Genomic DNA, 22,840 nt, shown 5'->3' on the forward strand with positions numbered 1-22,840 from the left:
CCTAGCTTGTGGCCTCTTGCCCATAACTTTCAATTACTTCCGATTCAATCACCGCGGGAACCATGCCCTCAATGTCACCGCCCAGCCGCAGCAACTCGCGGACTAGCGACGATGAGAGATGGCGCTTGTCAGGAAGCGAGGGAAGAAAGAGGGTATCGACTCCTCCGCCGATCCTGCGGTTGACTTCGGCCATGGCCGCTTCTTCTTCAAACTGTGCCCCGCTCCTCACGCCACGGACGATGGTCTTCACTTCGTTCTGCCGGCAAAAATCAACCAGGAGGCCGTCCAGGGGAATGACCTGGACTTGCGGACAGCCATCGAAGACCTTGCGGATCCATGACGCCCGCAGAAAGCGGTCAGCGGCCGGTTTTTTCCGGGAATTATCAAAAACCGCCACATAGAGCCGGTCGCACAGCTTGAGGGCCCGTTCCGCCACATCCAGATGACCGGCCGTAAAGGGATCAAAGGTTCCCGGAAAAACCATACTCTTTCGATCTTTCAATTGAAGAGAATTCATCAGGCGCCTATCCTCTTGCCGGAAATTGTCATCATCCTCTTATTGGGACTGAAACTGGTAAAAGGATAGCACGCCTCTGCCATACTGACAACTGCGAAGCCATGCCAGAGGCGGGCTGAAGAGGTTGGCAGCAAGCTCTTCGCCGTCCGTTTCAACAATGAGGATTCCGTCTTCTTCAAGCAGGGCCGCGAGCTTTTCCGCCCGCAGCCTCAGAAGGTCTGCTGCCTGAGGCCAGGGCGGATCCAGGTAGATGAGATCGAAAAGATTTTTCTGCCGGACCAGCCTTTCAAGGCGGCTGCGGTAATCACCCGGGAGAACGACCGCCCCCTCGCCCAGTTTGGTCCGCCTGATGTTTTCGTAAATGGCAGCCAGGGCCTTGCGATTATTTTCAATCATAACGGCCCGGCTCGCCCCGCGTGACAGGGCTTCAAGGGCAATTTGTCCTGATCCGGCGAAGATGTCCAGGACACGGGCCCCCTCCACCCGGCTGCCCAGGATGGAAAACAGGGCCTCCTTGGTCCGGCCGGGAGTCGGCCGGCAGGTCAGGCCCGCAGGCATGACCAGCTTCACACCCTTGGCTTTTCCGCTGATGATCCTTGGCATGCCGCCGCCCTCACAATCCCGGGTGTTCCAGCCTTTTCCCATAGCGGAACCGGAAGGCTTCCATGATCATGGCATTCTCCTTTTTCTCAAGGAAGGGGTCCTGCCGGAAGAGCTGGTCGCAGGCAGCGGCTGCTTCGCGCAGGAGTTCACTGTCTTCATAGAGATTGGCAACCTTGAAATCGGGCAGTCCGTGCTGGGCGACCCCGAACAGATCACCGGGACCCCGCAAAAGCAGGTCTTGATCTGCGATGGCGAAACCACTGTGATGGCGGCAGAGGGTCTGGAGGCGTTTGCGGATCAGCGGATCCTGGCTGTCGCTGACCAGAACGCAATAGGACTGGCGGGAGGACCGCCCGACCCGGCCCCGGAGCTGATGGAGCTGGGACAGGCCGAAGCGCTCAGCGTTTTCGACCACCAGCAGGTTTGCGTCCGGCTGGTCGATCCCCACCTCAATGACTGTAGTCGAAACCAGGATATCGAGCTCACCCCGGCCAAAAGCGTCCATGACCGCCAGCTTCTCCCCGGCCCTCAACCGCCCGTGCATCAGGGCGACCCGTTTGTCGGGGAAAATGTGCTTCGACAGCCTTTCATGGACTGCGTCAGCTGAGTGGGCTGCCACGGTCTCTGAATCTTCAATCATGGGACAGACGACATAAACTTTGAAACCTTTTTCTATCTGGCTTCGCATCAGCTGGTCGATGCGGGTCCGGTCCTTTTCGGTTGCCGTGTAAGTCTTGACCGGGAGCCTTCCCGCAGGCATTTCCTTTATTTCTGAAATATCCAGGTCACCGTAGAGTATCATAGCCAGGGTCCGGGGTATGGGAGTCGCTGACATGACCAGAACATGAGGGATCCGATCGCCCCGGGAAGACAGGGAAATACGCTGGGCCACCCCGAACCGGTGCTGCTCGTCAGTCACACAGCAAGCCAGCCTTGAGAATACCAGGTCCCCCTCCAGGACGGCGTGGGTGCCGATCAGGATGTCGATGGCCCCCTCTTCCAGCCCGGCAAGCAAAGACCTTCTTTGGGCTGCGGGCGTCGCCCCGGTCAAAAGTGCAATTTCAAGTCCGCTCCCTGCCAGCAGTTCGGAAATTGTTTCCGCGTGCTGACCGGCCAGAATGGTGGTCGGTGCCATCATGACCGACTGCCAGCCTTCCCGGCAGGCAGCTGCCATGGCCATGGCAGCGACAACCGTCTTGCCCGAGCCGACATCGCCCTGGACCAGGCGGTTGGCTGGCACCTGCTTTCGGAAATCTTCCAGGATGTCCTGCAGGGCCCCGGCCTGGGATGACGTGAGCTCGAAAGGCAGGCGGTCGATCTGCTCTGCCAGCCAGTCTTCAGTGTCGCGGCCGACTGTCATGGCGGGCCCTTTTTGCCTGTGCCTCCCCGACTTGAGCGAGCGGAGCCCCGCCATGACCAGAAAGAGTTCTTCAAAGGCAAGCCGCCTGCGCGCCAGCTCGATATCGCGCAGGCATGCAGGAAAATGAATGCGGCGCATGGCGAAATCAGCAGTTGCCAGTCTGGCTGACGAGCGGATGGCCGGGGGCAGGGTTTCCTCCTTGAAGAAGCCTGCCTGGTCAAGCGCTGCCTTGACCGCCTGCCGGACGGTCGACTGATAAAGGCCGGCAGTCAGCGGATAGACAGGCAAATAATCCGGCAGACCGTCTTGATCCTGGAGTCGGATGTCGGGATTGACGACCTGGCGCCTCCTCCCCTCCCCCTCAATCCTGCCGCGAAAGAGGTAGCTGACACCGCGCCGGAGCCGGTCGGCAACCCAGGGCTGATTAAACCAGACAGCCTGGATCGAACCGCTTGGGTCGGAGAGGCGGGCCCTGAGGGTGGTCAGCTTGCCGTGCCGTGACAGGGCTGGGATATTTTCCAGAACCGCCATGAAAGAGGACACGGTGCCGTCCCGTAAGCTGTTGATTGGAACCCGCTCCTGCCAGTCTTCATAGGATCGCGGCTGGAGCCAGAGCAGATCATGAATCCTTTCAACGCCCAGCCGGGCAAACATTTTCGCCCGCTTGTCCGAGATGCCCGGCAGGATGGTGATTTTGTTCTCAAGCCAGGCGCCCGCCTTGTCAGACACAAGCGCCCTCCCCCTTTGCCGGAATTTCGGCGGACTTGCCGTAGCGGCAAAGAAGCCGGACCGGGCATTGGAAACAAAGGCGGCAGCGGGCCCGGCACAGGTCCCGGCCGTGAGCCACCATCAGGTGGCCCCAAAGGGTCCAGGCCTCCTCCGGGATGACCTGTGCCAGATCCCGCTCGATCCGGGCAGGCTGGTCACTGTCGGTGAAACCGAGCAAACGGCTGATGCGCGCGCAGTGGGTGTCAACCACGATGGCCTGGCCGCCGAAGGCGTCTCCCACGATCAAATTGGCGATTTTGCGTCCCACGCCGGGAAGAGCCATCAGTTCTTCTCTTGTTGAAGGCACCTGGCCCCGGTGTTTCTCCGCCACCATCCGGGCTGTTCCCCGCAGCGCCTTTGCCTTGGCGCGGAAAAGGCCGCAGCTCCGGATCAGGCTTTCAAGTTCCTCCTGATCCGCCCCGGCCATGGTTTCCGGATCGGGAAAACGTTCAAAGAGCTGCGGCGTAACCCGGTTGACACGTTCATCCGTGCACTGGGAGGCCAGGATGGCGCCGGTCAGAAGCTCCCAGGGCGTCCGGTGCGTCAGGGTCACCGCAGCTTCCGGATAACGGCGGGCCAGGACCTCGGTGACCTGGCGGGCCCGATCCCGCCTTTGACCGGTCACGGTGACTCCTCGAGCAGGTAACAGGTTTTGACCAGGACCCGGTCGTCACCCGGCCGGTAGACCTCCATCTCGACCAGGGTCCCGACTGCCTGCCCGCCCAGGAAAGCCATCAGGTCACTGACTGCTTCCATGGCCTGTCCGTTAATCCGAAGCAGGATGTCACCCGCATTCAGCCCCGCCGTGTAGGCGGCGCTTTCGGGTTTGACCAGATTGATATAAAGGCCCGCGGGATAATTGAACATCTTGCGCAGGGCCTCATTGTCTTCATCACCCAGGACTGTAATACCCAGGGAGGCTTTGACCTCAGGCAGGGGATCGGGCTGGTCCAGAATCCGGCTGATGACATCCAGCACAATGGGCGAAGGCACGGCATATCCCAGATGTTGGGTGTAGATACGCTTGAGGTAGCCGCTGGCAATGGCGACAACCCGGCCCTCATCATTAATCAGGGGGCTGCCCGCGTAAACGGGCAGCGTCGGGATGCTGGTTTCGATCAGGCCGACCGGGGACCCGTCCTCCTCAAAGGAAGTCCGGTAGAGCGAGGTGACGCAGCCTGAGGAGAGGCCCCCCTCCCCGATCAGCACCGGCGGGTAACCGATGCTGTAGACCGGGGTTCCGACGGCCAGCCGGGCTTCCTTGTCCAGGGTCTGTGCCGGGAAGGTCACGTCACCCCGGTCTTTAACTCTCAGAAGAGCCAGGTCGACCGTTGACTGGTAGCCGATCAGCACCGCCTCAAAGGCCTGATCAAATCCGCGCACGTAGAGGCGGATGGAGGCGTCGGCCAGCAGATTGCCGCGGAAGTCAAGGGCGCGCTCGAGCAGGCTGAAGGTTGTGACAATGATTCCGGACTCGTCCACGATCAGGCCGGAAAAGAACTCTTCCCTCTTTGCGTAAAGCGATGAGGCAGGGATGGAGACATGGACGGATACCACGGAGGGTGAGACGGCGGCAAACAAATCTGACAAAGAAGGTTCCCGGTCCTCAGGTTCAGGCTCTTCCTCTTCCGGGACAGAGACCGGCTCGGTCGGCGGGCTGCTGATTGTGGTCGTGGTGGTCGACGTGGTTTTCCGGCTTGTCGTCGGCGGAGAGGTCGTCTCAGTGGCAGGTTCCGTGACAGGGGGCCTGGATCCGGGGCAGGACAGAGGGATGAGCAGGGCCGCAAGCAGGAAGGCGGCAATGAGTATGATGAGGCCGGTTCGGTCCTTTTTCACAATGAAACCCCCTTCGCCTTAGACTGAAAGCAGTTTACCGGGCACATATAACCATTCTATGAACAGCCGGCAGGCAGGCTCCCCGCTTAAGGCCTGGCTACGGTGAAGGTAATCCGGGCGCCACCGAGCTCAGCCGATTGACCGGCCTCAATGTGCTGGCTGTGGCGTTGAATGAGTGCCCGGGCGATGTAGAGCCCCAGGCCGGACCCTTCGCCATGGCGGGACTTGTCCGCCTTGTAGAAGCGGTCGAAGATGCGGGGCAGATCTTCCTGGGCGATTCCCGGGCCGTTATCCTCAACGGAGACCCGGATGGAACGCTCACTGACTGCCGTGCTGACGATGATGATGCCCTTTTCGGGTGTAAAGCGGACCGCATTGGCAATCACGTTGTTCAGGACCCGGGTCAGCTGCCCCGTGTCGCCCACGGCCCGGACAGGCTCCTCGTAACGATGGTCGAAGACCGTCTCCAGTTCAATCTTCTTTTCTGCCAGCATGGGCTCGAAAGACTGCTTGACCTGACGGATCAGGGAATAAAGGTCGAAGACTTCTTTTTTCAAGGTGGTCTGGCCTTCCAGGCCGGTCTGATCGAAGAGGGTGTTGATCAGGCCTTCGAGGCGGTTGGTCTCCAGCTTGATGATGTCCAGGTAATAGGCGTACTTCTCCTCCGCAATGGTCCCGTCCCGCATCCCCTCGATGAAACCGCCGATGGAGGTGACCGGTGTGCGCAGGTCATGGGAGACATTGCTCAGAAATTCCGAGTGCTGCTCCTCCCTTTCCTCAAACTGAGCGATCAGCATATTGAAGGTATGGACCAGCCGGGTCAGGTCGTCCTGGCGTCCGGCCGGTATGGCCAGGTCCCCGCCTGGGTCCCCTTCCATGCTGACCCGGGCGGAAAGATCACCGGCATAGACCGCGTTGGCTGTCTTGGCGAGGGCGGAAATGGGCCTCGTGATATTGCGTGACAGCCAGATAATGATCACCAGGGAGAGGATGAATGCGGCAGCAAAGGAAATCGGCACGTTGTGCTCCAGGAGAAAAGCGCTGAAATTCTCCGCATGATGGCGCTTGAGCAGGATCACTTCCCCGGTGTAGAGGTCGCCATGGACGCCGATGGGCGCGCTGGCCACAAGCCATGCCGCCGATTCCTCGAGCAGGGAGGCAAAGCCGGTCTTGTCACCTGCCTGGCAAAAGACTGCATGGCCCTCGTTGCGCGCCTCCTGGGGCAGGATGGGGTCACCTCTTCCCTCACTTCCCGAACGCTCCAGCAAAAGCATGGTTTCCAAAGGGATGCCTGTGTGGTGGATAATCTCCCCCCTGGCATTGACGATCCAGACAAAGGATCCGGTCGACCGGGCGGCAAAGGAAATATGCCCCTTGATGTCCGGGCTGGTGAAGGTGGTATGGGCGGCGTCCATTCGGCTTTCCGTGAGGTCGGCCAGTTCGATGGCGTTGCGCTTCAGCTCTTCCTGCCGCTGCTGCCAGGAGGAATAGCTGTAAATGGTGCCGTAAATCAGGGCCAGTGCCAGAAAAATGACCAGAATGGCAGCCGAAATCGTCAGCAAGGTCCGGGTGTAGATGGACAGCCGTTTCACGCTTCAGCCTGATCCTTCAATTCAAATTTGTAGCCCACGCTCCAGACGGTTTTGATTTGCCAGAGCGGATGCTCAATGACATCCAGCTTTTCCCTGATCCGTTTGATGTGAACATCGACCGTCCGCTGCTCGCCGTAGTAATCCATGCCCCAGATATGTTCCAGAATCTGGTCGCGGGTATAGACCCGGTTGGGATGCGAGGCCAGAAAGAAAAGAAGTTCAAGCTCCTTGGGCGGCATGTCAATCTCCCTGTCGCCGACCCGGACCGCGTAGCGGATACGGTCGACCACCAGGCCGGGATAGGTGACCACTTCCTTTTTGTTGGTCTCCGTGACTGCCGCGGGGTCCGGGGCATTAAAACGTCTCAGGACGGCCTTGACGCGCGCCAGGAGCTCTTTGGGGTCAAAGGGCTTCAGGATGTAATCGTCGGCGCCCAGTTCCAGGCCGATGATCTTGTCCAGGGTGTCGCTTCGCGCGGTCAGCATCAGGACCGGGACATCCGATTCGCGGCGGAGCTGCCGCATGATGTCAAAGCCGCTCATGCCGGGCAGCATCAGATCCAGAATGATAACATCCGGCTTGACGGCGCGGACCATGGGCATGACGGCGTCTCCTGTATAGCAGGAAACAACCTCAAAACCATCCTTTTCGAAATAGAGCTTGAGCAGTTCGCTGATATGCTTGTCGTCATCGACGATCAGTACCCGTCTAGATTCTTCCATCCTGAGCTCCTCAATCTTTTAAAGCTGCGGTTCTTCCCAGACCTCGTCGAGAAGATCCTCCCCTGCCGGGTTATGCTCTTCCTCCTCCGCGTCATTTTGAAGCAGTGAGGAGATTTCCCCGAAAAATGATCGTATGTCCCCGAAAGCGCGGTAGACGGATGCGAAGCGAATGTAGGCCACCTCGTCTATTTTCCTCAACTGTTTCAAGACCAGCTCCCCGATCTCAGACGTGGTAATCTCCCGCTTGAGCGCGTTGTCGGCTGCCCGCTCCACCTGGTCGATCAGTTCCTCAATCTGCTGGGTGGTCACCGGCCTTTTTTCACAGCTTTTCATGATGCCGATCAGGAGTTTCTGCCGGTCGAAGGGCTGGCGGCTTCCATCCTTTTTGATGACCATCAAGGGGATATTCTCGATCCTTTCATAAGTCGTAAACCGCGTCCCGCAAAGGAGGCATTCACGTCTGCGGCGGATGGTGGTCCCGTCGTCGGACGGCCTCGAATCAACGACCCGGTCATCGTTGCCTTCACAGTTGGGGCATCTCACCGATCCCGCCTCCTCTCCCTGATGGGCAGACAGGACGACCGGATCATGGATCCGGCCGCACCCCCGTCATTCTGTATGTGGTCCTGGCCTCACCGCTTGTGGGGCCAGGTCTTTCCGCGACAGAAGGTCAGCGGTCGATCTCATCGTCACGCAGGAACCAGGGTAAAACCCTGCCCTCCTGCCTGCCAGCACGTGCTTTCCCAGGCGCCGGACCCGTCCCTTCAAGGGGGGCCTCATCGAGGACACGGGGAATATTGCGGTTATGTTTGGCCGCATTTTCAGTCGCGCGGCCGATCATGTCAGCCATGGCCAGCTCGTCGTGCCGCTGGCTGGTCCGGCTGAAACCGGTTCCCTGCAATCCCTGTTCCGCTCCGGGATCTCTCATCGGCCCTGTCCGCGGCGGCCGCAGGAAGTCAGGCAGGTCGTCAATGGCGGAGCGTGAATCCGGCGCAGCTGCCTGGCGCTGCGGCATGCCGAATGCGGGCTGGGGCATCTGGCCGTGCCCGGCACGGGCTCCCCGGCCCGGCACGCTGTCGCCTCCGAAACGGCTTGCAATAATGGTGATGACCAGGTCATCCTGCATGTTCTCATCGATGACCGCACCAAAGATAATCTCGGCATCAGGCGAAACGGCTTCACGGACCTGGGAGGCAGCCTCGTTGACTTCCTTCATTTTCATGTCATGTCCGCCGGTGAAATTGATAATGATGCTCTGCGCCCCGTCTATGGTCGTGTCGAGGAGCGGGCTGGTCATGGCCTGTTTTACGGCAGTAGCCGCCCGGCTCTCCCCGTTGCCCCGCCCGATTCCCATGTGGCAGATACCGGCATTGGTCATAACCCGCCTGACGTCCGCCAGGTCCAGGTTGATCAGGCCGGGAACCGCCACCAGGTCGGAGATGCTGGAAACACCGTACTGGAGCACCCGGTCGGCCAGATTGAAGGCCTCATCGAGGGTGGTGTCATCGCTGGCGATTTCAAGAAGTTTGTCATTGGGGACCACGATCAGGGAATCGACATGCTGCTGGAGTTCACGGATACCTTTTTCCGCGTTCTGCCGGCGGCGGGATCCCTCAAAGCGGAAGGGCGTCGTGACGACCGCAACCGTCAGAATCCCAAGTTTTTCCGCCACCTGGGCGATTACCGGCGCCCCCCCGGTACCGGTCCCTCCGCCCATGCCGGCCGTGATGAAGAGCATATCGGTGCCTTCAAGGGCTTTGGAGATTTCCTCGATGTTCTCTTCCGCCGCCTTCTGGCCCAGCTCCGGCTGCGCGCCGGCACCCAGACCGCGCGTCACCTTCTCGCCGATCCGGATCGTTTCGCTTGCCTTGGAATGCTGGAGAACCTGATGGTCGGTATTGACCGCGATGAATTCGATGCCCTGGACACCGCCCTCGATCATACGGTTGACGGCATTGCAGCCGCCACCGCCAATTCCGATAACCCGGATGTTCGCGTAAAATTCGCCACCAACCCTCATGCTGTAATCGTAATCCGCCACCTGATGCAACTCCTTTCATCTTTTCCCTTTTGAAGCAGTTGCCTTTGTTGCACCCCTGCCTGAAACGGGCCTGCCGGGCACAGAAGCCTCTCTTTTCAGCCCGCTACAAGAGAGGAATACACTCGTAGTATTCTACATTAACACGCTTGACCGTGCAAGCAAAACCGCTGTTTGATGGGACTCTTCCCCTCACTCGGCCGGCCTTTCCTGACCGCCTTCCCCCGCTTTCCGGGTCCGGTTCTGGCGGCGATCCCTGATATCCTTATACAGTTTTCGGGAGATGAAATTGATATTCCGGAAAAGCCTGTAGGCAAAAATGAAGGCGACAATCAGGGAAAAGTCGTATTTCAACTGTTGACCCAGGGCGGTGATCAGGGCCGCGATAACCAGATTGACCGCAAACTCAACCAGAAACTTCCCCGGCTCAAAGTCCCCTTCCTGCAAAGCATTCCATGAGCCGGTCAGGGCTTCGGCGCCGACCAGGGTAAAAACGGCCAGATAGGGCACCACGCTGGCAGGCAGAGGAATGTTGGCAAATAAACCTAAGAGCAAACCGATCAGAAGACCGATGATAATCAGCATGGCTGCGCCTCCAGGTAATCCTGCGACTGCTTCAAGGCACCGTGTAATCGACGGCATGGCCCCCACCGGCATCAGGGCGGAAATAGGCGGTTTCACCGCTCAGATCCAGCTCTCCTCCTGCTTGCGGAATGATGTCTTCACGCTCAAGCAGGTAGTCAAGCAAGGCCAGTTTCTCTTGCAGCTGTCTGTTGTCTTCAAGTCTAACACGTATCTCCCCGCCCTGCGATAAAGGGATGAAGAGAACAAAGAGCTTGCCCCCGAGCTGTCTGATCTGGCGGACTTTTGCCATCAGTCCGGGACCTGTCCCGCCCGCCTCATCGTGCCGGATCAGGCCGGCGATCAGGTGCGACGCCGCGGACAGCTGCCCGGGATCCTCCACCGGGAGCGGTTCCCCCCGGACGGTTTGGCCGGTGACGGCGATACCCTCAAGAACAGGCAAGGCGAAGTCAGCGTCCTCTGCGATCCTCAGGACCTCATGCTGCCGGTCAATCAGGGCATAGCCGCCTGAAATCCGGACGGCCAGTACTTCCACCTTCTCCTCCACAATGACTGCCACCACGGAGGGAAAGCGGAAACGGACTTTCACCTGGCGGATCACGGGATAGGCCGCCAGGATATCATCTTCAATGCTGCCGTATCGAAGGGACAGGAAACGGCTGGGTGAACCTCCCAGTTTTTCAAGAAAATGATGACCCTCCCGGGTCTTGGCAAAAGCCTTGATGGCCGCCTGATCCGTCATGCGGCAGCCGGTCACGGTGACATTTTCGATGTAAAACTGAGGGAGAAAGGCAACCAGGACGGCCGCCGAAAGCAAAAGAGCAAATAAAAGCAGCAAGCGCGAGGGCCAACCGGCAAAATGCCGGCGCCTCCTGTCCTTGGCGCGTTTTCGCCGGTTTTCATCCGTGAAGGGCGAAGGCTGGAAAATGGGCGGATAGGGGTGGTTTCCGCCCCTCCCGGGCGAAGCCGGCCCGCGGGAATTTTCAGAATTTGGCCATTTCATCTTTTTCAACCGCCGATGCGACGGTCCCGGCAATGACAGCGGCCGCGTCAGGCGTTGCCCAGCGGTGGGCGCTCTCACTCATGGCTTGGAGCAGATCGGGCCTGGCGATCAGGTGCTCCAGAATTTCAAGCAGCCGCCGGCTGTTGAACTCCTCATCACTGAGAACCAGGGAGGCGCCGGCTTCCTCCATGGCCCGTGCATTTTCTGTCTGGTGGTCGTCAACTGCATGCGGGAAAGGAATGAGAACCGAGGGCTTGCCCTGAGAGGAGATCTCGGCACAGGTCATGGCGCCGGCACGGCCGATAAAGAGATCGCAGGCGGCAATCCAGTAGGGAGCATCGTGAAAAAAAGGTTCCGCCTCCAGCACACCGGGCAGGGCCGCGATCTCGCCGGCGCAGTCTACACTGCTCTGGACCCCTGTGCTGATGACCAGGCGCAGCCGGGGATACCGGGCCATGAGCGCCGTCCAGCCGCCTTCATCGTCCATATGGGCAAAGGCCGTGTTGATGGTTCTGGAGCCCAGGCTCCCGCCCATGGCCATGATCAGGAAGATCTCTTCGCCGAGCCCCAGGGTTTCCCTGGCCCTGGCCCGGTCAAGTTCGAGGAAAAGAGGCCGCACGGGATTGCCGCTGAAAATGATGCGGCCTTTTTCAGGGAGGTGAACCCGGCTCGACTCATAGCTGATGAAAACGGCTTGGGCCCTGCGGGCGAAAAGGCGGTTGGCTCTGCCGGGAACGGCGTTTTGCTCGTGCAGTATGTAAGGAATCTTCATGCACCGCGCGGCAGCGATCAAGGGAGCCGAAACGAAGCCACCTGTCCCGATGACAAGCAGCGGCGCCTCCTCTTTCAGAAGCGACCTGCTCTTCAGCACGCCCGTCATGTTCTTCCACGCCCAGCTGAAATAGCGCCGGTCTTTGCGGTGAGGCATGTTTTGCGCTGGAATGGGGCGGAAGGTGTAGCCTTCCGATTCGACCATGGACTGTTCCAGGCCGCCCGCCGCGCCGCAGAAAATGAAAGAGACGGAGGGCAGGGCCTCCCGGATGGCTGAGGCGATGGCAAAAGCGGGGTAGATATGACCGCTTGTGCCGCCCGCCGCGATAACGATGGTTTGGGAAGATTTTTTCGGGTTCATTTCTGTCTCAGGTCAGACGTCCGTCCTCTTTATATGTTTATACAGCGTAACCCATGTCGCTGTCTTCATCAAGCGAGCGGCCGCCTGCTGCCTGATCCGGCGAAGTCCTGGTTTTGTCGACAATCCGCTCCAGGACAGGGTCGGTCCTGACGGCTGATTTAGACACACACAACACCAGCCCGGATGCCAGTGCAAAGAAGAAATTGGCGGTCCCCCCATAGCTGAAAAAGGGCAGGGAAATTCCCGTCGTCGGGATCAGGCTGACCGACACGGCCATGTTGAGAAAGGCCTGGATGGCGACCAGGAGCGTGTTGCCCGCGGCAACCAGAACAGCCATCTGTGAGGAAGCCTTTCTTGCAATCAGGATTCCGATTACCAGCAGAGCCAGGAAGAGGAAGATGACGCCTGCCACGCCGATAAAACCAAGCTCCTCCCCGATGACAGGCAGGATGAAATCATTGTGGGCCTCGGATAGCCAGTTAAGTTTCTGCACACTTTTGCCCAAACCTTTGCCCGTCAGCCCGCCCGAACCCAAAGCCAACTCCGCCTGCTCGATTTGCATGCGGTCGTCCTGGCTCGCCCCCTCCCGGTCGCGGAAAGTTCCAATCCGCTTGAAGGCGTGGGCGAAACGCTCATTGACGTATTCAACGGAGGACTGCCGGGTGACCAGCTGATAGGCCAGCCCCAGGACCAGGGCGGCAACAAGCAGGATGGCAAGCAGCTGAAAGAGGCCGGTCAGCCTTGACTTGAGCGGGATGTCGGCCAGGAAAAAAACCAGCAGGCTGATCAGGCCAATAATGAGGGCGCCTGACAAATGCGGTTGAATCAGGGTCAGAAAGATCCAAAAACTGATCAGAAGCGCGGGCCAGGTGACATCCAGGAAGGCCTGCCTTGAAAGAGACGACGCCGGTTTTCCCCGGGCCCTTTCGCGGGCCTCCTGCCAGCGGACTTTTTGGCGGCGGGAGTAATAGCCGGCCAGGAAAAAAACGGCTCCGACCTTGGCCAGTTCAGAGGGCTGAAAGCTGATAAAGCCCAGATCCACCCAGCGCCGGGCCCCGTTGATGACCATGCCGCCCAGCCTGCAATAGATCAGGCTTCCAGTCACAAAAAGGTAGAGAAGGAAGCGAAAGACAGGCCGGGTCAACTGGCGGAACTGAAGGAGGGAACCCAGGGCAATGGCGATCAGGGCGCCGGCCAGTGTCAGCAGAATTTGTTTTCTGGCCATGGCGGTGGCGTCGGCCTCAAGGACGGCGCGAACGGGAGATGAGGAGTCTGCGGTCGCCTGATTTCTCATGGCACTGCCCGATTGGACGAAACTGACACCGTAACTGGCACTGAACATCATGAGGAGGCCGTAGCTGACCAGGATCAGCCAGATGACCAGGTAGGCGGTTGACATGTGCCGGTGGGAGGCCGCGATGCGGCTGCTGCTCATGAGCTGGCGCCCGTCCCCCGTCTGTCTTCTTCCGGCCCGCCCCGACACGGCTATCTTCCTTTCCAGAGCCGGCCCGACATGACCAGGAAACCGGCCAGGGCGCAGAAAAAACCGGCCAGGCTGAAGGCGGAAACCACCTTGGTTTCGGGCCAGCCGCCCAGTTCAAAATGATGATGGATGGGCGACATCCGGAAAATCCGCCTGCCCCCCGTCGACTTGAAGTAGATCACCTGGATGACGACCGAAAGACCTTCAAAAAAGAAAACAAAGCCGGTGATCAGCGCCAGATAGGGCATGCCCGCCATGACAGTCAGGAGACTGAAACCGATGCCAAGCGCCTGGGATCCCGTGTCGCCCATGAAGACCCTGGCGGGGTAACGGTTGAAAAGAAGAAAACCCAGACAACCGGAAGCCATGGCTCCGGCCAGGGTCATGACCGGCAGGGCCTGAGGCAGGGCGCTGTAAAGCAGGCCGGCGACCGCAAAAAGGCCCAGGGCCGCGATGATCATCAGGCTGGAAAGCAGGCCGTCCACGCCATCGGTGATATTGATGGAGTTGCTCATGTAGAAGAGAAAAGGAACAAGGAAAAGAAGGTAGAGGAATTTCCAGGCGCCGGTGACTTCGATCAGCCGGGCCGACCAGGGCGCCAGAATGAAAGGCGGCACCGGCGACAGCCAGAGAAAATAAAGGGAGGCAGCCAGCGAAGCCGCGCCGATCAGAACCGTCTTCTGCCTGACGCTCAGGCCCTTGCGCCGGACATTAACCTTGACGTAATCGTCGGCGAAGCCGATGGCACCGAAGACGGCCATGAAGAAAACAACCACGGACAGGCGGCCGAAGGCCTGATTGAACCAGGGCAGCACCACCGCCAGGATCAGGAGGGGAAGAAGAAAAAACAGGCCGCCGAAGGTGGGCGTTCCGGCCTTGGCCTTGTGTGTCTGCGGGCCATTATCGCGGATGGGCTGGGCAGGCGATTTTTTCCGGATCAGGGGGATGCCGGCCAGGCCGGCCAGGACTGTGGCGGCCAGGACCGCAGCTGCGGCATAAAGGGAGTCCAAAAGTGCTTCTTTGGGAAACATGGTCAATGCTCCCTTTCCAGACCCGCATGCTGGAGCGCTTCGCCGATTTTATCGAGTTCATAAAAGCGTGAGGCCTTGAGCAGGAGAAAATCTCCCGGTTCGAGCTCCGACAAAACCGCCGGGATAGCTTCCTGGCAAGTTTCATACCAGCCTGCCACCATGGCGGCCCCCCGCCCGTCAGCCAGAAGATGTTCCCGGGTTCTCACCGTCTCCGCTCCCACCAGGATCACGCGGTCAACGCCTGCCTCCAGCAATTCCAGGGCAGCTTCCTCATGGACCTGGTCGGAGTAGCGGCCGAGCTCCTTCAGCCCGCCCAGGACCATGACCAGACGCCGGTTGCCCTCGGCCAGGAAGGAAGCGGTTTCCAAAGCGGAATGGAGCGATTCGGGAGAGGCGTTGTAAGAATCGTCCATGACGTCGATGGAGCCGACCCGGATCAGCTCCTGCCTGCTGTCCGCTGTGGTAAAACGCCGGGCCGATGCGGCGGCCTCCTGCATGTTGAGCCCCATGGCATAAACGGTGGCAAGCCCGAAGAGGGCGGCGGGGATCAGATGCCTGGCGGGAAGCTTGAGATAAACGGGCCAGCGCTCGTCCGGCGCCAGGTTGGACCTGCCGGTAAAGGAAAGGCCCTGACGGTCCACGCGGACATGTTCGGACCAAAACACCGGAAAACCGCCGCGTTCCAGCCTGCCGGCGTTTTGCTCACTTGCGGTAAACCAGACCGGCACGGACGGCGGGTCTTGCAGGACCCAGCTTTCCAGCAGGGGATCGTCTCCGTTGACAATCAGGAGCCCGTTTTCTTTCATGCCGGCTGTGATCGAAGTCTTTTCGGCCAGGATATCATTCATTGATCCCAGCCACTCCGCGTGGGACATGCCGATTTGGGTAATGATGGCGATGTCCGGCACGGTGATTGCGGACAGAATACGGATTTCACCGCGGCGTGCCATGCCCATCTCGGCCACCAGGACCTGGGTGTCCGGCCGGGTCGCCAAAATGGTCCGGGGAAGGCCCACCTGGTTGTTGAAGTTCCTGGCGGACTGTTCGGCCTTGACCTGCGTTTCGATCATCTGGCAGATCATCCGGCGGGTTGTTGTCTTGCCCACACTCCCCGTCACCCCGATCACGGTGGCCGCAAGGGTGCTGCGAAAACCCCTGGCCATATCCCGGAAGGCCGCCCCCGCATCCTCGACCAGGAGCAGATCCGGCGCATCCTGATCCCGCTCCAGGCGGCTGAGCCAGGCCGCCAGCTCCCTGGCCCCGCTTTCAATCACCAGCATGCCGGCCCCTTTTTCAGCTGCCGCGTCCAGGAAAGCATGGCCGTCATAGAGGTCCCCCCGCAGCGGCACGAAAACCTGGCCGGCCAGGAGGGTCCGCGTATCGGTCGAAATGGATGGATAATAACGCTCGGAATCAGCCGCGTGCTTCCCTGTCTGCCTGAGTTCACCACCGGTCCAGTGCTTGAGTTGCATAGGCAAAAATCGTGTCATGGTTCCCTGTCTTTCAATGGTTAGTGACCGCCGTCCGGCACGACCGGTGAGAAGTCAAGGGTGACAACTGTCCCCTTCCTCACCTTGTCTTCTGCCGGGCCTCCCTCCCCCTCAGGGACACAGGGCGAACCGCTTTCGTCAAGACAAGGGGAGGGCGCCCTGACAGACGTCGCCGGAATGCTTTGCCCGGCGACCCGCCCGCCGGGCGGCCCGGAGGGAAGGATTGACACGCCGTATTCTGCGGCCAGCCAGACGCTTTCGTGGTAGGTAAGTCCGCGAAAGTCCGGCACAGCTACCCATTCTACTTCATTTTCACCTTCCGGGTAAAGCCAGACCGTGGTCCCCATGCCGACCTTTGAACCGGCTGCCGGTTCCATGCGCAGGAGGCGGCTTTGGGGGAAAAATCGATCGGCCGGAAGCGAGGGGGCCAGTTGCAGCCTGGACAGGGCCAGGGCAGCCTCCCCTGCCGTCATGCCATTCAGGTCCGGCACTTCGACCGCCTGACCCAGGAGGGCCAGCTCCGATGCCGAATAGTTTTGGGAGCTGCCGCCCCGGTTGAGGATTCTGGCAGCCACGCGATTGGCGGCACGGGCAGCGGCCGCGCCCAGGGAATCAGTGGTTTCCGGTTTATGAACAGATACAAGAATCACATATTGCGGATCCCGGCAGGGAGCCAGGCCGACGAAGGAGAAAGTCCGCCGGTCATCGTGTGAATCGACCGCAGTGCCGGTCTTGCCGCCCAGATCCAGCCCCATGGCCCCGAAGGTTCCGGCTGCTGTTCCCCTGGCCACCACCTCGGTCATCATGGACCGGACCCGGACACAGGTCTCCTCTGAGAAGACCCGGCTTCCCTCCTCAAGATCGAAGGGAACCATGGCCTCCAGGCCCTCTTCGGTCAAGGCGGTGCCCAGTCGGGGTTTCACGGTGTAGCCGCCATTGCCGATGGCGGCAAAGAGCTGGGCCAGCTGGATCGCCGTAAGGGACGACGACTCCCCGAAGGTCAGGTTGGCAAAGTCGATGGGCATGGGGTCCGCATGCAGGTAGCCCGGCGCCTCCATGGGAAGATCAATCCCCGTCCTGCCGTAAAGGCCCAGCCTTTGAATCCAGTCGTAATACAGCTTTTTGCCGACCCGGTCGCCCAGCTGGACAAAAACCGGGTTGCAGGACCGGTAAAAGGCCTGGCGCAAAGTCTCCTCGCCGTGACCGTAGCCGGTGTGGCAGTTGATGGACTCGCCCTGGATAATCAGGGGATCATCCCTGAAAACGGTTTCCTCCGACGCCACGCCCTCTTCCAGTGCGATGGCCAGGGTGACGGCCTTGAAAACCGATCCCGGCTCATAGATGTCGGTTATGTTGATGTTGTCCCAAAGATTGGTTGAGAGGTAGGCTGTCTTCTCTTCTTGTCCCAGCTGGTCCCAGGCAGCCTGGGTGAAACCGAGCGGCAGGGCATCCGGCCGGGAGAGATCGAATGAGGGAAGCTGGGCCATGGCCAGGACATCGCCCGTTTTCACATCCATGACCAGGCCGTTGACGCCTGAGATGAGGCCTGCGGCAGCTGCCACTGTCATGAGTTCCTCTTGCAGGATGGACAGGATCTCCATGTCCAGGGATGTGACCAGATGGCAGCTCTTTTCCCAGGGGCTGTTCACGGGCCGGGAAAAGGGTGTAACCCCCCGGGTGCTGTAGTTGTTCCGCCTGGCAAAGGTATAGCCCGCCTGGCCTGACAGGAGGGCATCGTAGGCAGCTTCCAGGCCCGAAACCCCCTTGATCCTGCCCGTGTCCGTCCGGGTCAGGCCCAAAACGGCCGAGGCCAGGCCGTCGTTGTTATAGACCCGCCGTTCCTCGGCATCGAAGCGGACGCCTCCCACCCGGTTCTCATCAAGCCATTCCTTGAGCGCCATGGCTTCAGACTCAGGAACCTCGCTCGCGATGGTGACGTAGGTCAGGGGCCGGTGGCCGGCCAGATTTTTTTCAAGGCCTGTCCATCCGGTTGCCCGGTCGGTCCGGATCATTTCCAGTATGTCCGCACAGGACTGGCTGTCCAGCTTCAGATACCGGCCCAGGGTTTCGACGATCAGCCTGTCGTCAATTCCCTTGACCTTGGTGGTGACATCGACAGGGGTGATGCCTATCCTGAACACATAGGTGGAAAAAGCGAGCGGATAGCCGTTTTTATCCAGGATCATGCCGCGCCGGGCCTGATCCTCCTGGGAGATATACTGCTGCCCCGCCGCTTTGGCGGCCAGCGCCTGACTGTCGGTAATCTGAAGCCGGTAAAAACCGGTCGTAACTGCCGAGGCCGTGACCAAAAAAACCAGAACCAGGAGGGCCGCCTTGGCTTCAAATAGCCTGCCGGTCCTCTTTTTGGGTAAATTCCCAGCTCTGGCCGTTTGACGTCCCCGCTTCATGCTTCACCCTGAATCTTGGGGCCGGCCCTCAATGGTCCCTGACCCAGTCTTCAATCACAGCCAGCCATTCGTCGTCCGCCAAGATTTCTAGGCCTTGCTGCGGCCGGCCATGCTGGCTGTCTTCCCCCTTTTGGAAATGGATGGACGAGACGTAGTGGATTTGCCGGGAACTGGCCTTTTGCATGCCCAGGTCTTCTGCGGCCTGCTGCCGCGTTGTCTGAAGGGATGCTTTTTTTGCGATCCTGTCCTGGAGCAGGCCGTTCTCCTTGTCCAGCTCGGCAATCTGCCGGCGCAAGCCTGCGTTGACAAAACTCATTTCGGTTATTCTGGCGCTCCGCCAGACGATCAGGCCCGCCGCCGAGGCGACCAGGATAAAAAGAGCCGTCAGGCGCAGCACGGCTTTGGCGTGTGCGCGGCCTGCCATTTTGTACTGCCTGCGGACTGCGGCTTCCCGGACCAGCCGCTCCCTCCTGTCACTTTTCTCTGCCTCAAGTTCCCGGGGGCGCTGGAGCGGGATGGGGCGGGTGAGTTGCCTGGCCAGATTTCCGTCATCGTAGTAGCTCATGGGACACTCCCTTTCTGAATTCGAAGGCGCGGAGCTTGGCGCTCCTCGACCGGGGGTTTCCTTCCAGCTCCCCCATTGACGGCGTCACGGGTTTGGGTGTCAAGCTGCGGCCCAAAGGAGTTTTCCCGCACACGCATTGGGGGAAATCCCGGGGGCACTGGCAGGGCGACTGCCAGGTCCGCATGGCCTGTTTCACCATGCGGTCTTCCAGAGAATGGAAACTGATCAGGACGGCCCGCCCGCCGTCCGCCATCACCTCGGGGATCTCTGCCAGCAGGTGTGCCAATTCCTCCTGCTCATGGTTGACCGCTATCCGCAGGGCCTGGAAAGTTTTTCTGGCCGGATTGCCGTCGCGGCGCTGGTGCGCCGGTACGGCAGAAGCCACAATTTCCGCAAGCTGCAAGGTTCCTGTGATGGGTTTTTCCCGTCTGCTGCGGACAATGGCTGCCGCTATGGGGCCTGCATGGATTTCTTCCCCATAGAGACGCAGGAGGTTGACCAGGTCCTCCCTGGTTATGGAAGCCAGCAGCTCCGCGGCGGTTGTCCCCCGGCTCTGGTTCATCCGCATGTCGAGCGGCCCGTCTTTCAGGTAGGAAAAACCGCGTTCACCGCGGTCCAGCTGATAGGAGCTGACACCCAGGTCAGCCAGCAGGCCGTCGACCCGTCCCCGATCCCTGGGATCGAGCCAGGAGGGGAATTGTGTAAAAGTCGAAGCGATCACCTGGTAAGTCCCCCTGGTTTTGACGGCGGCCAGTCTGGCCTCACAGGTTTTCAGGGTTTCCTGATCGCGGTCGGCCGCCATCAGCCGGCCGCCCTCCCCCAGCATTTCCAGGATCCTTGCGCTGTGTCCCCCGCCGCCTGCCGTCAGGTCGAGGTAAAGACCGCCCTCTTTGACAGCCAGCGCCTCGACCGCCTCCCGGGCCAGAACCGGCAAATGCCTCTCGTTAAAGTCCGCGGATGTCATAGCCGGACAGGTCCATTTCAGCCAGGGAGCCCTCGCTCCCCATGACCCGGTCGAAGAATGCCTGGGAGCAGATCTCGATCTTGTCAAAGACATCGATGAAGCAGATCTCATCCCCCGGTTCAACCTGAATGTGCTTCCACAAAAAAGCAGGGACCGACATGCGGCCCTGGCCGTCAAACTCGCAAACGGTGGAGGCCCCCAGAACATCGCGCTTCAGTTTGCGGATTTCGTAGCCGGTGCTGGAATGGTTGAGGATTTGTTCTTTGATGAGGTCAAACTGCTCCGGCGTGTAAGCCGCCAGATAACCCTGATCGACCCCCTGGGTCACGATCAGGCTGCCATCCAGTTTTTCACGGAGCTTGGCAGGGACAATCACTCGCCCCTTGCTATCGACGGTATGGGTATAGCGCGCCATGACAAGCCTCCTCCTGCTTTGATGGCTATTCTACCACAAAACACCACTAATATGTCAATAGGTACCACTTTCCTCCACAATTGTAAACTTAATCGCACAAAAATACCGGTTTGGAACCGGTTTCAGGAAGATTTACCTGCAAAAGGAGACCGGGGCCGGAATGTTGAGGGGCCCTAGGGCGAAAGCGTGGCTGTGTGGTTCAGGGAATAGTTGAGCAGGACGCCCAGCAAAAGGAAGTTGGATATCATGGCCGACCCGCCATAGCTGATGAAAGGAAGGGGGATGCCTGTGATGGGAAGCAGGCCCACCGTCATGCCGATGTTTTCAATGAAGTGAAAGGCCACCCCGGCGATCAGGGCCACCATGATGTAGGACTCATCGGGCGAGCGCTCCACCACCCTGCCTGCCACCCGCAGGGTATGGGCGATGAAGTAGATTGCCAGCAAAATGACCAAGCTGGTGCCGATCAGGCCCAGCTGCTCCGAGATGGCGGTGAAAATAAAATCCGACTCCTTGACGGGTACGCTGACGGTCGCGCCTGTCCGGTTTCCCGCAAGTCCTCCCGAAGTGATGGCGGCCAGGGATTGTTCGATATGGTAGGAGGCGGATTTGTCATAGCCGCGGAAGAGAAAGGTCATGACCCGCTCTTTTTGGGCCGGGTTGAAGATGAATTGCCAGGAGAGGGGGAGGATGACAAAAATGGTTCCTGCCATGGTCAGGATGATGGTCCGCCAACGGACTCCCCAGACAAAGGTGGTACAAATAAACATGAAGATCAGGACCAGGCTGGTTCCCAGATCGGGCTCAGTGACGATGAAGAGCAGGGGAACTCCATATAGCAGGCCGATGCGCAAAAAGCCCCGGCCGGCTGACAGCTCGCCCCGCTTCATGGCGGCAAAGACCGGCCCGGTCATCATGGCCGCGCCAATCTTGGCCAGCTCCGATGGCTGAAAGGAGCCAAAGAGAGGAATCCGGATCCAGCTGTCCGCACCCGCCACGGGCCGGTAGCCATCAATCTTGACCACCAGAAGCAGGATCAGGCTGACAAAGTAGACAACTCCGCCGATCAGCCGCATGGCGGGCGGCTCAAAAAGACAGAGAATGAAGGCCGCCACCAGGCCCAGGAGTACCGCCGCCATCTGCTTGTAGAAATTCATGGGATAGTCGAAGATGACCGCTCCGTAACCCTTTGAAAGGACGCTGTTGAGAACAGTCAGGCCGATGATAACCAGAGCCAGCACAGGAACCAGCATGCGGTAGTCCAGCAGGCGGAAGAAACGGTCGGCACGCGACTGCTTCAGGTCCCCGCCGATCCGCTGGATGGCCTGGTCGGTCCACTTCATGGCCTTGCCGTTTTGACCTCGCCCGGGTCGGAATCATCGGCAGCCGAATACTCGGGCAGCTGACCGGACCCGGCCTGCATGGCCGCGATCAGACGCTGGCGCTTTGCGTCCCTGGCCCGGGACACGATGAAGGCAAGGATTGAACCGGCCACCATGATGGCGGACAAAAGCTGGGAGATCCTGACGGTCTGGCCGAATACCTCGAATACCAGGGAATCGGTTCGCACGCCCTCAACGAAGAAACGAACGATTCCGTAAAGGAAGAAATAGGCCAGAACCGTGGTCCAGGGGCGCTTTTGCCGCTTATGGACGGCGAGCAGGATGCCGAAAATGATCATGTTGGCAACAAACTCGTAAAGAAAAGTGGGATGAACCGGCAAGTGGGGATCCAAACCCGGCAAGGGGTTGGCCGGATCGGGATTCAGGGCCGCCAGGCCCCGCCTCGTTCCCTCGCTGATCATGCCCCAGGGCAGGCGGGTGTTGGTCCCGAAAGCTTCCTGGTTGAAAAAATTTCCCCAGCGCCCGATCCCCTGACCCAGGGGAATCAGGACGGCCAGATAATCGTAAATGCGGTGAAGCTTGGTCCGCTTGATCCGGGCGGCGATGGCCACGGCCAGCATGCCGCCGATCACGCCGCCGTAAAAGGCCAGTCCCCCCTGGCGCAGGTCGAAGATGGCAGCAAGAGAGCCCTTGAATTGATTCCACTCAAAGGCCACATAATAGATTCTGGATCCGATCAGGATCAGGGGAATCATCCACAGGAAGTAATCCAGGATGTCGTCAGTGGAAAAACCGTATTTCCCGGCCCGGATCAAGGCGATGGCGATGCAGACCACAATGGCGATGGTAAAAATCAGACCGTACCAGAAGACGGTCAGCTGACGGCCGAAGAGGTTGAAGGAAAAGGCTTCCCGGTTGACGGTCAGGTTCTCAATGCCCAGCCCGGGAAAGGAGACCTGGTACTGCAAAAGGCAACGCATAATCTACC

The 22,840-nt window shown here is 59.8% G+C and carries 21 protein-coding genes; all 21 read right to left on the reverse strand.

Annotated features, from left to right (window positions below; all coding sequences use genetic code 11):
* Nucleotide 1 precedes the first annotated feature (1 nt).
* The 21 genes from coaD to lgt all read right to left on the reverse strand — a co-directional run bounded on the left by coaD (nt 2) and on the right by lgt (nt 22,832).
* Entirely contained in the window at nt 2-517 is a 516-nt protein-coding gene (gene coaD / locus GX839_03845) for a pantetheine-phosphate adenylyltransferase (GenBank protein NLB04592.1), read from the reverse strand.
* 39 nt (nt 518-556) lie between these two features.
* Nucleotides 557-1,120, reverse strand: coding sequence for a 16S rRNA (guanine(966)-N(2))-methyltransferase RsmD (gene rsmD / locus GX839_03850; GenBank protein ID NLB04593.1), 564 nt, complete (start codon nt 1,118-1,120; stop codon nt 557-559).
* Nucleotides 1,121-1,130: 10 nt separating this feature from the next.
* Nucleotides 1,131-3,209: an ATP-dependent DNA helicase RecG gene (gene recG / locus GX839_03855; GenBank protein ID NLB04594.1), complete on the reverse strand. Its 2,079-nt coding sequence runs from the start codon at nt 3,207-3,209 to the stop codon at nt 1,131-1,133.
* Nucleotides 3,202-3,873, reverse strand: coding sequence for an endonuclease III (gene nth, locus GX839_03860; protein ID NLB04595.1), 672 nt, complete (start codon nt 3,871-3,873; stop codon nt 3,202-3,204). The genes recG and nth overlap by 8 nt, the downstream gene beginning before the upstream one ends.
* The gene (locus GX839_03865) at nt 3,870-5,084 is read right to left on the reverse strand and encodes a serine protease (GenBank protein ID NLB04596.1); all 1,215 of its coding nucleotides are present in this window, start codon (nt 5,082-5,084) and stop codon (nt 3,870-3,872) included. Before GX839_03865 ends, nth begins: the two co-directional genes overlap by 4 nt.
* A gap of 86 nt (nt 5,085-5,170) precedes the next feature.
* Complete coding sequence (locus tag GX839_03870) at nt 5,171-6,676, reverse strand: HAMP domain-containing histidine kinase (protein NLB04597.1); 1,506 nt, start codon at nt 6,674-6,676, stop codon at nt 5,171-5,173.
* Nucleotides 6,673-7,398: a response regulator transcription factor gene (locus tag GX839_03875; GenBank protein ID NLB04598.1), complete on the reverse strand. Its 726-nt coding sequence runs from the start codon at nt 7,396-7,398 to the stop codon at nt 6,673-6,675. The genes GX839_03870 and GX839_03875 overlap by 4 nt, the downstream gene beginning before the upstream one ends.
* Before the next feature lie 18 nt (nt 7,399-7,416).
* A complete protein-coding gene (nrdR, locus tag GX839_03880) occupies nt 7,417-7,941 on the reverse strand; it encodes a transcriptional repressor NrdR (protein ID NLB04599.1) in 525 nt (174 codons plus the stop codon).
* A 127-nt stretch (nt 7,942-8,068) separates the two neighbouring features.
* The gene (gene ftsZ, locus GX839_03885) at nt 8,069-9,418 is read right to left on the reverse strand and encodes a cell division protein FtsZ (protein ID NLB04600.1); all 1,350 of its coding nucleotides are present in this window, start codon (nt 9,416-9,418) and stop codon (nt 8,069-8,071) included.
* 210 nt (nt 9,419-9,628) lie between these two features.
* The gene (locus GX839_03890; protein NLB04601.1) at nt 9,629-10,021 is read right to left on the reverse strand and encodes a DUF1290 domain-containing protein; all 393 of its coding nucleotides are present in this window, start codon (nt 10,019-10,021) and stop codon (nt 9,629-9,631) included.
* Between the two features lie 31 nt (nt 10,022-10,052).
* Complete coding sequence (locus tag GX839_03895) at nt 10,053-11,021, reverse strand: FtsQ-type POTRA domain-containing protein (GenBank protein NLB04602.1); 969 nt, start codon at nt 11,019-11,021, stop codon at nt 10,053-10,055.
* Nucleotides 11,002-12,153, reverse strand: coding sequence for an undecaprenyldiphospho-muramoylpentapeptide beta-N-acetylglucosaminyltransferase (gene murG / locus GX839_03900; protein NLB04603.1), 1,152 nt, complete (start codon nt 12,151-12,153; stop codon nt 11,002-11,004). Before murG ends, GX839_03895 begins: the two co-directional genes overlap by 20 nt.
* Nucleotides 12,154-12,190: 37 nt before the next feature.
* Nucleotides 12,191-13,636: an FtsW/RodA/SpoVE family cell cycle protein gene (locus tag GX839_03905; protein NLB04604.1), complete on the reverse strand. Its 1,446-nt coding sequence runs from the start codon at nt 13,634-13,636 to the stop codon at nt 12,191-12,193.
* Between the two features lie 2 nt (nt 13,637-13,638).
* The gene (gene mraY / locus GX839_03910; GenBank protein ID NLB04605.1) at nt 13,639-14,667 is read right to left on the reverse strand and encodes a phospho-N-acetylmuramoyl-pentapeptide-transferase; all 1,029 of its coding nucleotides are present in this window, start codon (nt 14,665-14,667) and stop codon (nt 13,639-13,641) included.
* 2 nt (nt 14,668-14,669) lie between these two features.
* Nucleotides 14,670-16,157, reverse strand: a complete 1,488-nt coding sequence (locus GX839_03915; GenBank protein ID NLB04606.1) for a UDP-N-acetylmuramoyl-tripeptide--D-alanyl-D-alanine ligase — start codon at nt 16,155-16,157, stop codon at nt 14,670-14,672.
* Between the two features lie 20 nt (nt 16,158-16,177).
* Nucleotides 16,178-18,565, reverse strand: coding sequence for a hypothetical protein (locus GX839_03920; GenBank protein ID NLB04607.1), 2,388 nt, complete (start codon nt 18,563-18,565; stop codon nt 16,178-16,180).
* A gap of 28 nt (nt 18,566-18,593) precedes the next feature.
* Nucleotides 18,594-19,130 carry a hypothetical protein gene (locus GX839_03925; protein ID NLB04608.1) on the reverse strand — a complete coding sequence of 179 codons (537 nt, stop codon included), beginning with the start codon at nt 19,128-19,130 and terminating at the stop codon, nt 18,594-18,596.
* Complete coding sequence (rsmH, locus tag GX839_03930) at nt 19,114-20,094, reverse strand: 16S rRNA (cytosine(1402)-N(4))-methyltransferase RsmH (protein NLB04609.1); 981 nt, start codon at nt 20,092-20,094, stop codon at nt 19,114-19,116. Before rsmH ends, GX839_03925 begins: the two co-directional genes overlap by 17 nt.
* The gene (locus tag GX839_03935) at nt 20,075-20,509 is read right to left on the reverse strand and encodes a hypothetical protein (protein NLB04610.1); all 435 of its coding nucleotides are present in this window, start codon (nt 20,507-20,509) and stop codon (nt 20,075-20,077) included. Before GX839_03935 ends, rsmH begins: the two co-directional genes overlap by 20 nt.
* A 173-nt stretch (nt 20,510-20,682) precedes the next feature.
* A complete protein-coding gene (locus GX839_03940) occupies nt 20,683-21,852 on the reverse strand; it encodes an FtsW/RodA/SpoVE family cell cycle protein (GenBank protein NLB04611.1) in 1,170 nt (389 codons plus the stop codon).
* Nucleotides 21,849-22,832: a prolipoprotein diacylglyceryl transferase gene (lgt, locus tag GX839_03945; protein NLB04612.1), complete on the reverse strand. Its 984-nt coding sequence runs from the start codon at nt 22,830-22,832 to the stop codon at nt 21,849-21,851. Before lgt ends, GX839_03940 begins: the two co-directional genes overlap by 4 nt.
* Between the last annotated feature and the right edge of the window lie 8 nt (nt 22,833-22,840).

This window comes from Fastidiosipila sp., assembly GCA_012511175.1.
Lineage (GTDB): Bacteria > Bacillota > Clostridia > Saccharofermentanales > DTU023 > UBA4923.

Bases quoted from the DNA above. Each gene is read 5' to 3' on its own strand.
- lgt (NLB04612.1), bottom strand. From the start codon at position 22,832: ATGCGTTGCCTTTTGCAGTACCAGGTCTCCTTTCCCGGGCTGGGCATT.
- GX839_03925 (NLB04608.1), bottom strand. From the start codon at position 19,130: ATGAGCTACTACGATGACGGAAATCTGGCCAGGCAACTCACCCGCCCC.
- GX839_03875 (NLB04598.1), bottom strand. From the start codon at position 7,398: ATGGAAGAATCTAGACGGGTACTGATCGTCGATGACGACAAGCATATC.
- GX839_03935 (NLB04610.1), bottom strand. From the start codon at position 20,509: ATGGCGCGCTATACCCATACCGTCGATAGCAAGGGGCGAGTGATTGTC.
- murG (NLB04603.1), bottom strand. From the start codon at position 12,153: ATGAACCCGAAAAAATCTTCCCAAACCATCGTTATCGCGGCGGGCGGC.
- mraY (NLB04605.1), bottom strand. From the start codon at position 14,667: ATGTTTCCCAAAGAAGCACTTTTGGACTCCCTTTATGCCGCAGCTGCG.
- GX839_03920 (NLB04607.1), bottom strand. From the start codon at position 18,565: ATGAAGCGGGGACGTCAAACGGCCAGAGCTGGGAATTTACCCAAAAAG.
- GX839_03890 (NLB04601.1), bottom strand. From the start codon at position 10,021: ATGCTGATTATCATCGGTCTTCTGATCGGTTTGCTCTTAGGTTTATTT.
- rsmD (NLB04593.1), bottom strand. From the start codon at position 1,120: ATGCCAAGGATCATCAGCGGAAAAGCCAAGGGTGTGAAGCTGGTCATG.
- coaD (NLB04592.1), bottom strand. From the start codon at position 517: ATGAATTCTCTTCAATTGAAAGATCGAAAGAGTATGGTTTTTCCGGGA.
- rsmH (NLB04609.1), bottom strand. From the start codon at position 20,094: ATGACATCCGCGGACTTTAACGAGAGGCATTTGCCGGTTCTGGCCCGG.
- GX839_03940 (NLB04611.1), bottom strand. From the start codon at position 21,852: ATGAAGTGGACCGACCAGGCCATCCAGCGGATCGGCGGGGACCTGAAG.
- GX839_03915 (NLB04606.1), bottom strand. From the start codon at position 16,157: ATGACACGATTTTTGCCTATGCAACTCAAGCACTGGACCGGTGGTGAA.
- ftsZ (NLB04600.1), bottom strand. From the start codon at position 9,418: ATGAGGGTTGGTGGCGAATTTTACGCGAACATCCGGGTTATCGGAATT.
- GX839_03895 (NLB04602.1), bottom strand. From the start codon at position 11,021: ATGAAATGGCCAAATTCTGAAAATTCCCGCGGGCCGGCTTCGCCCGGG.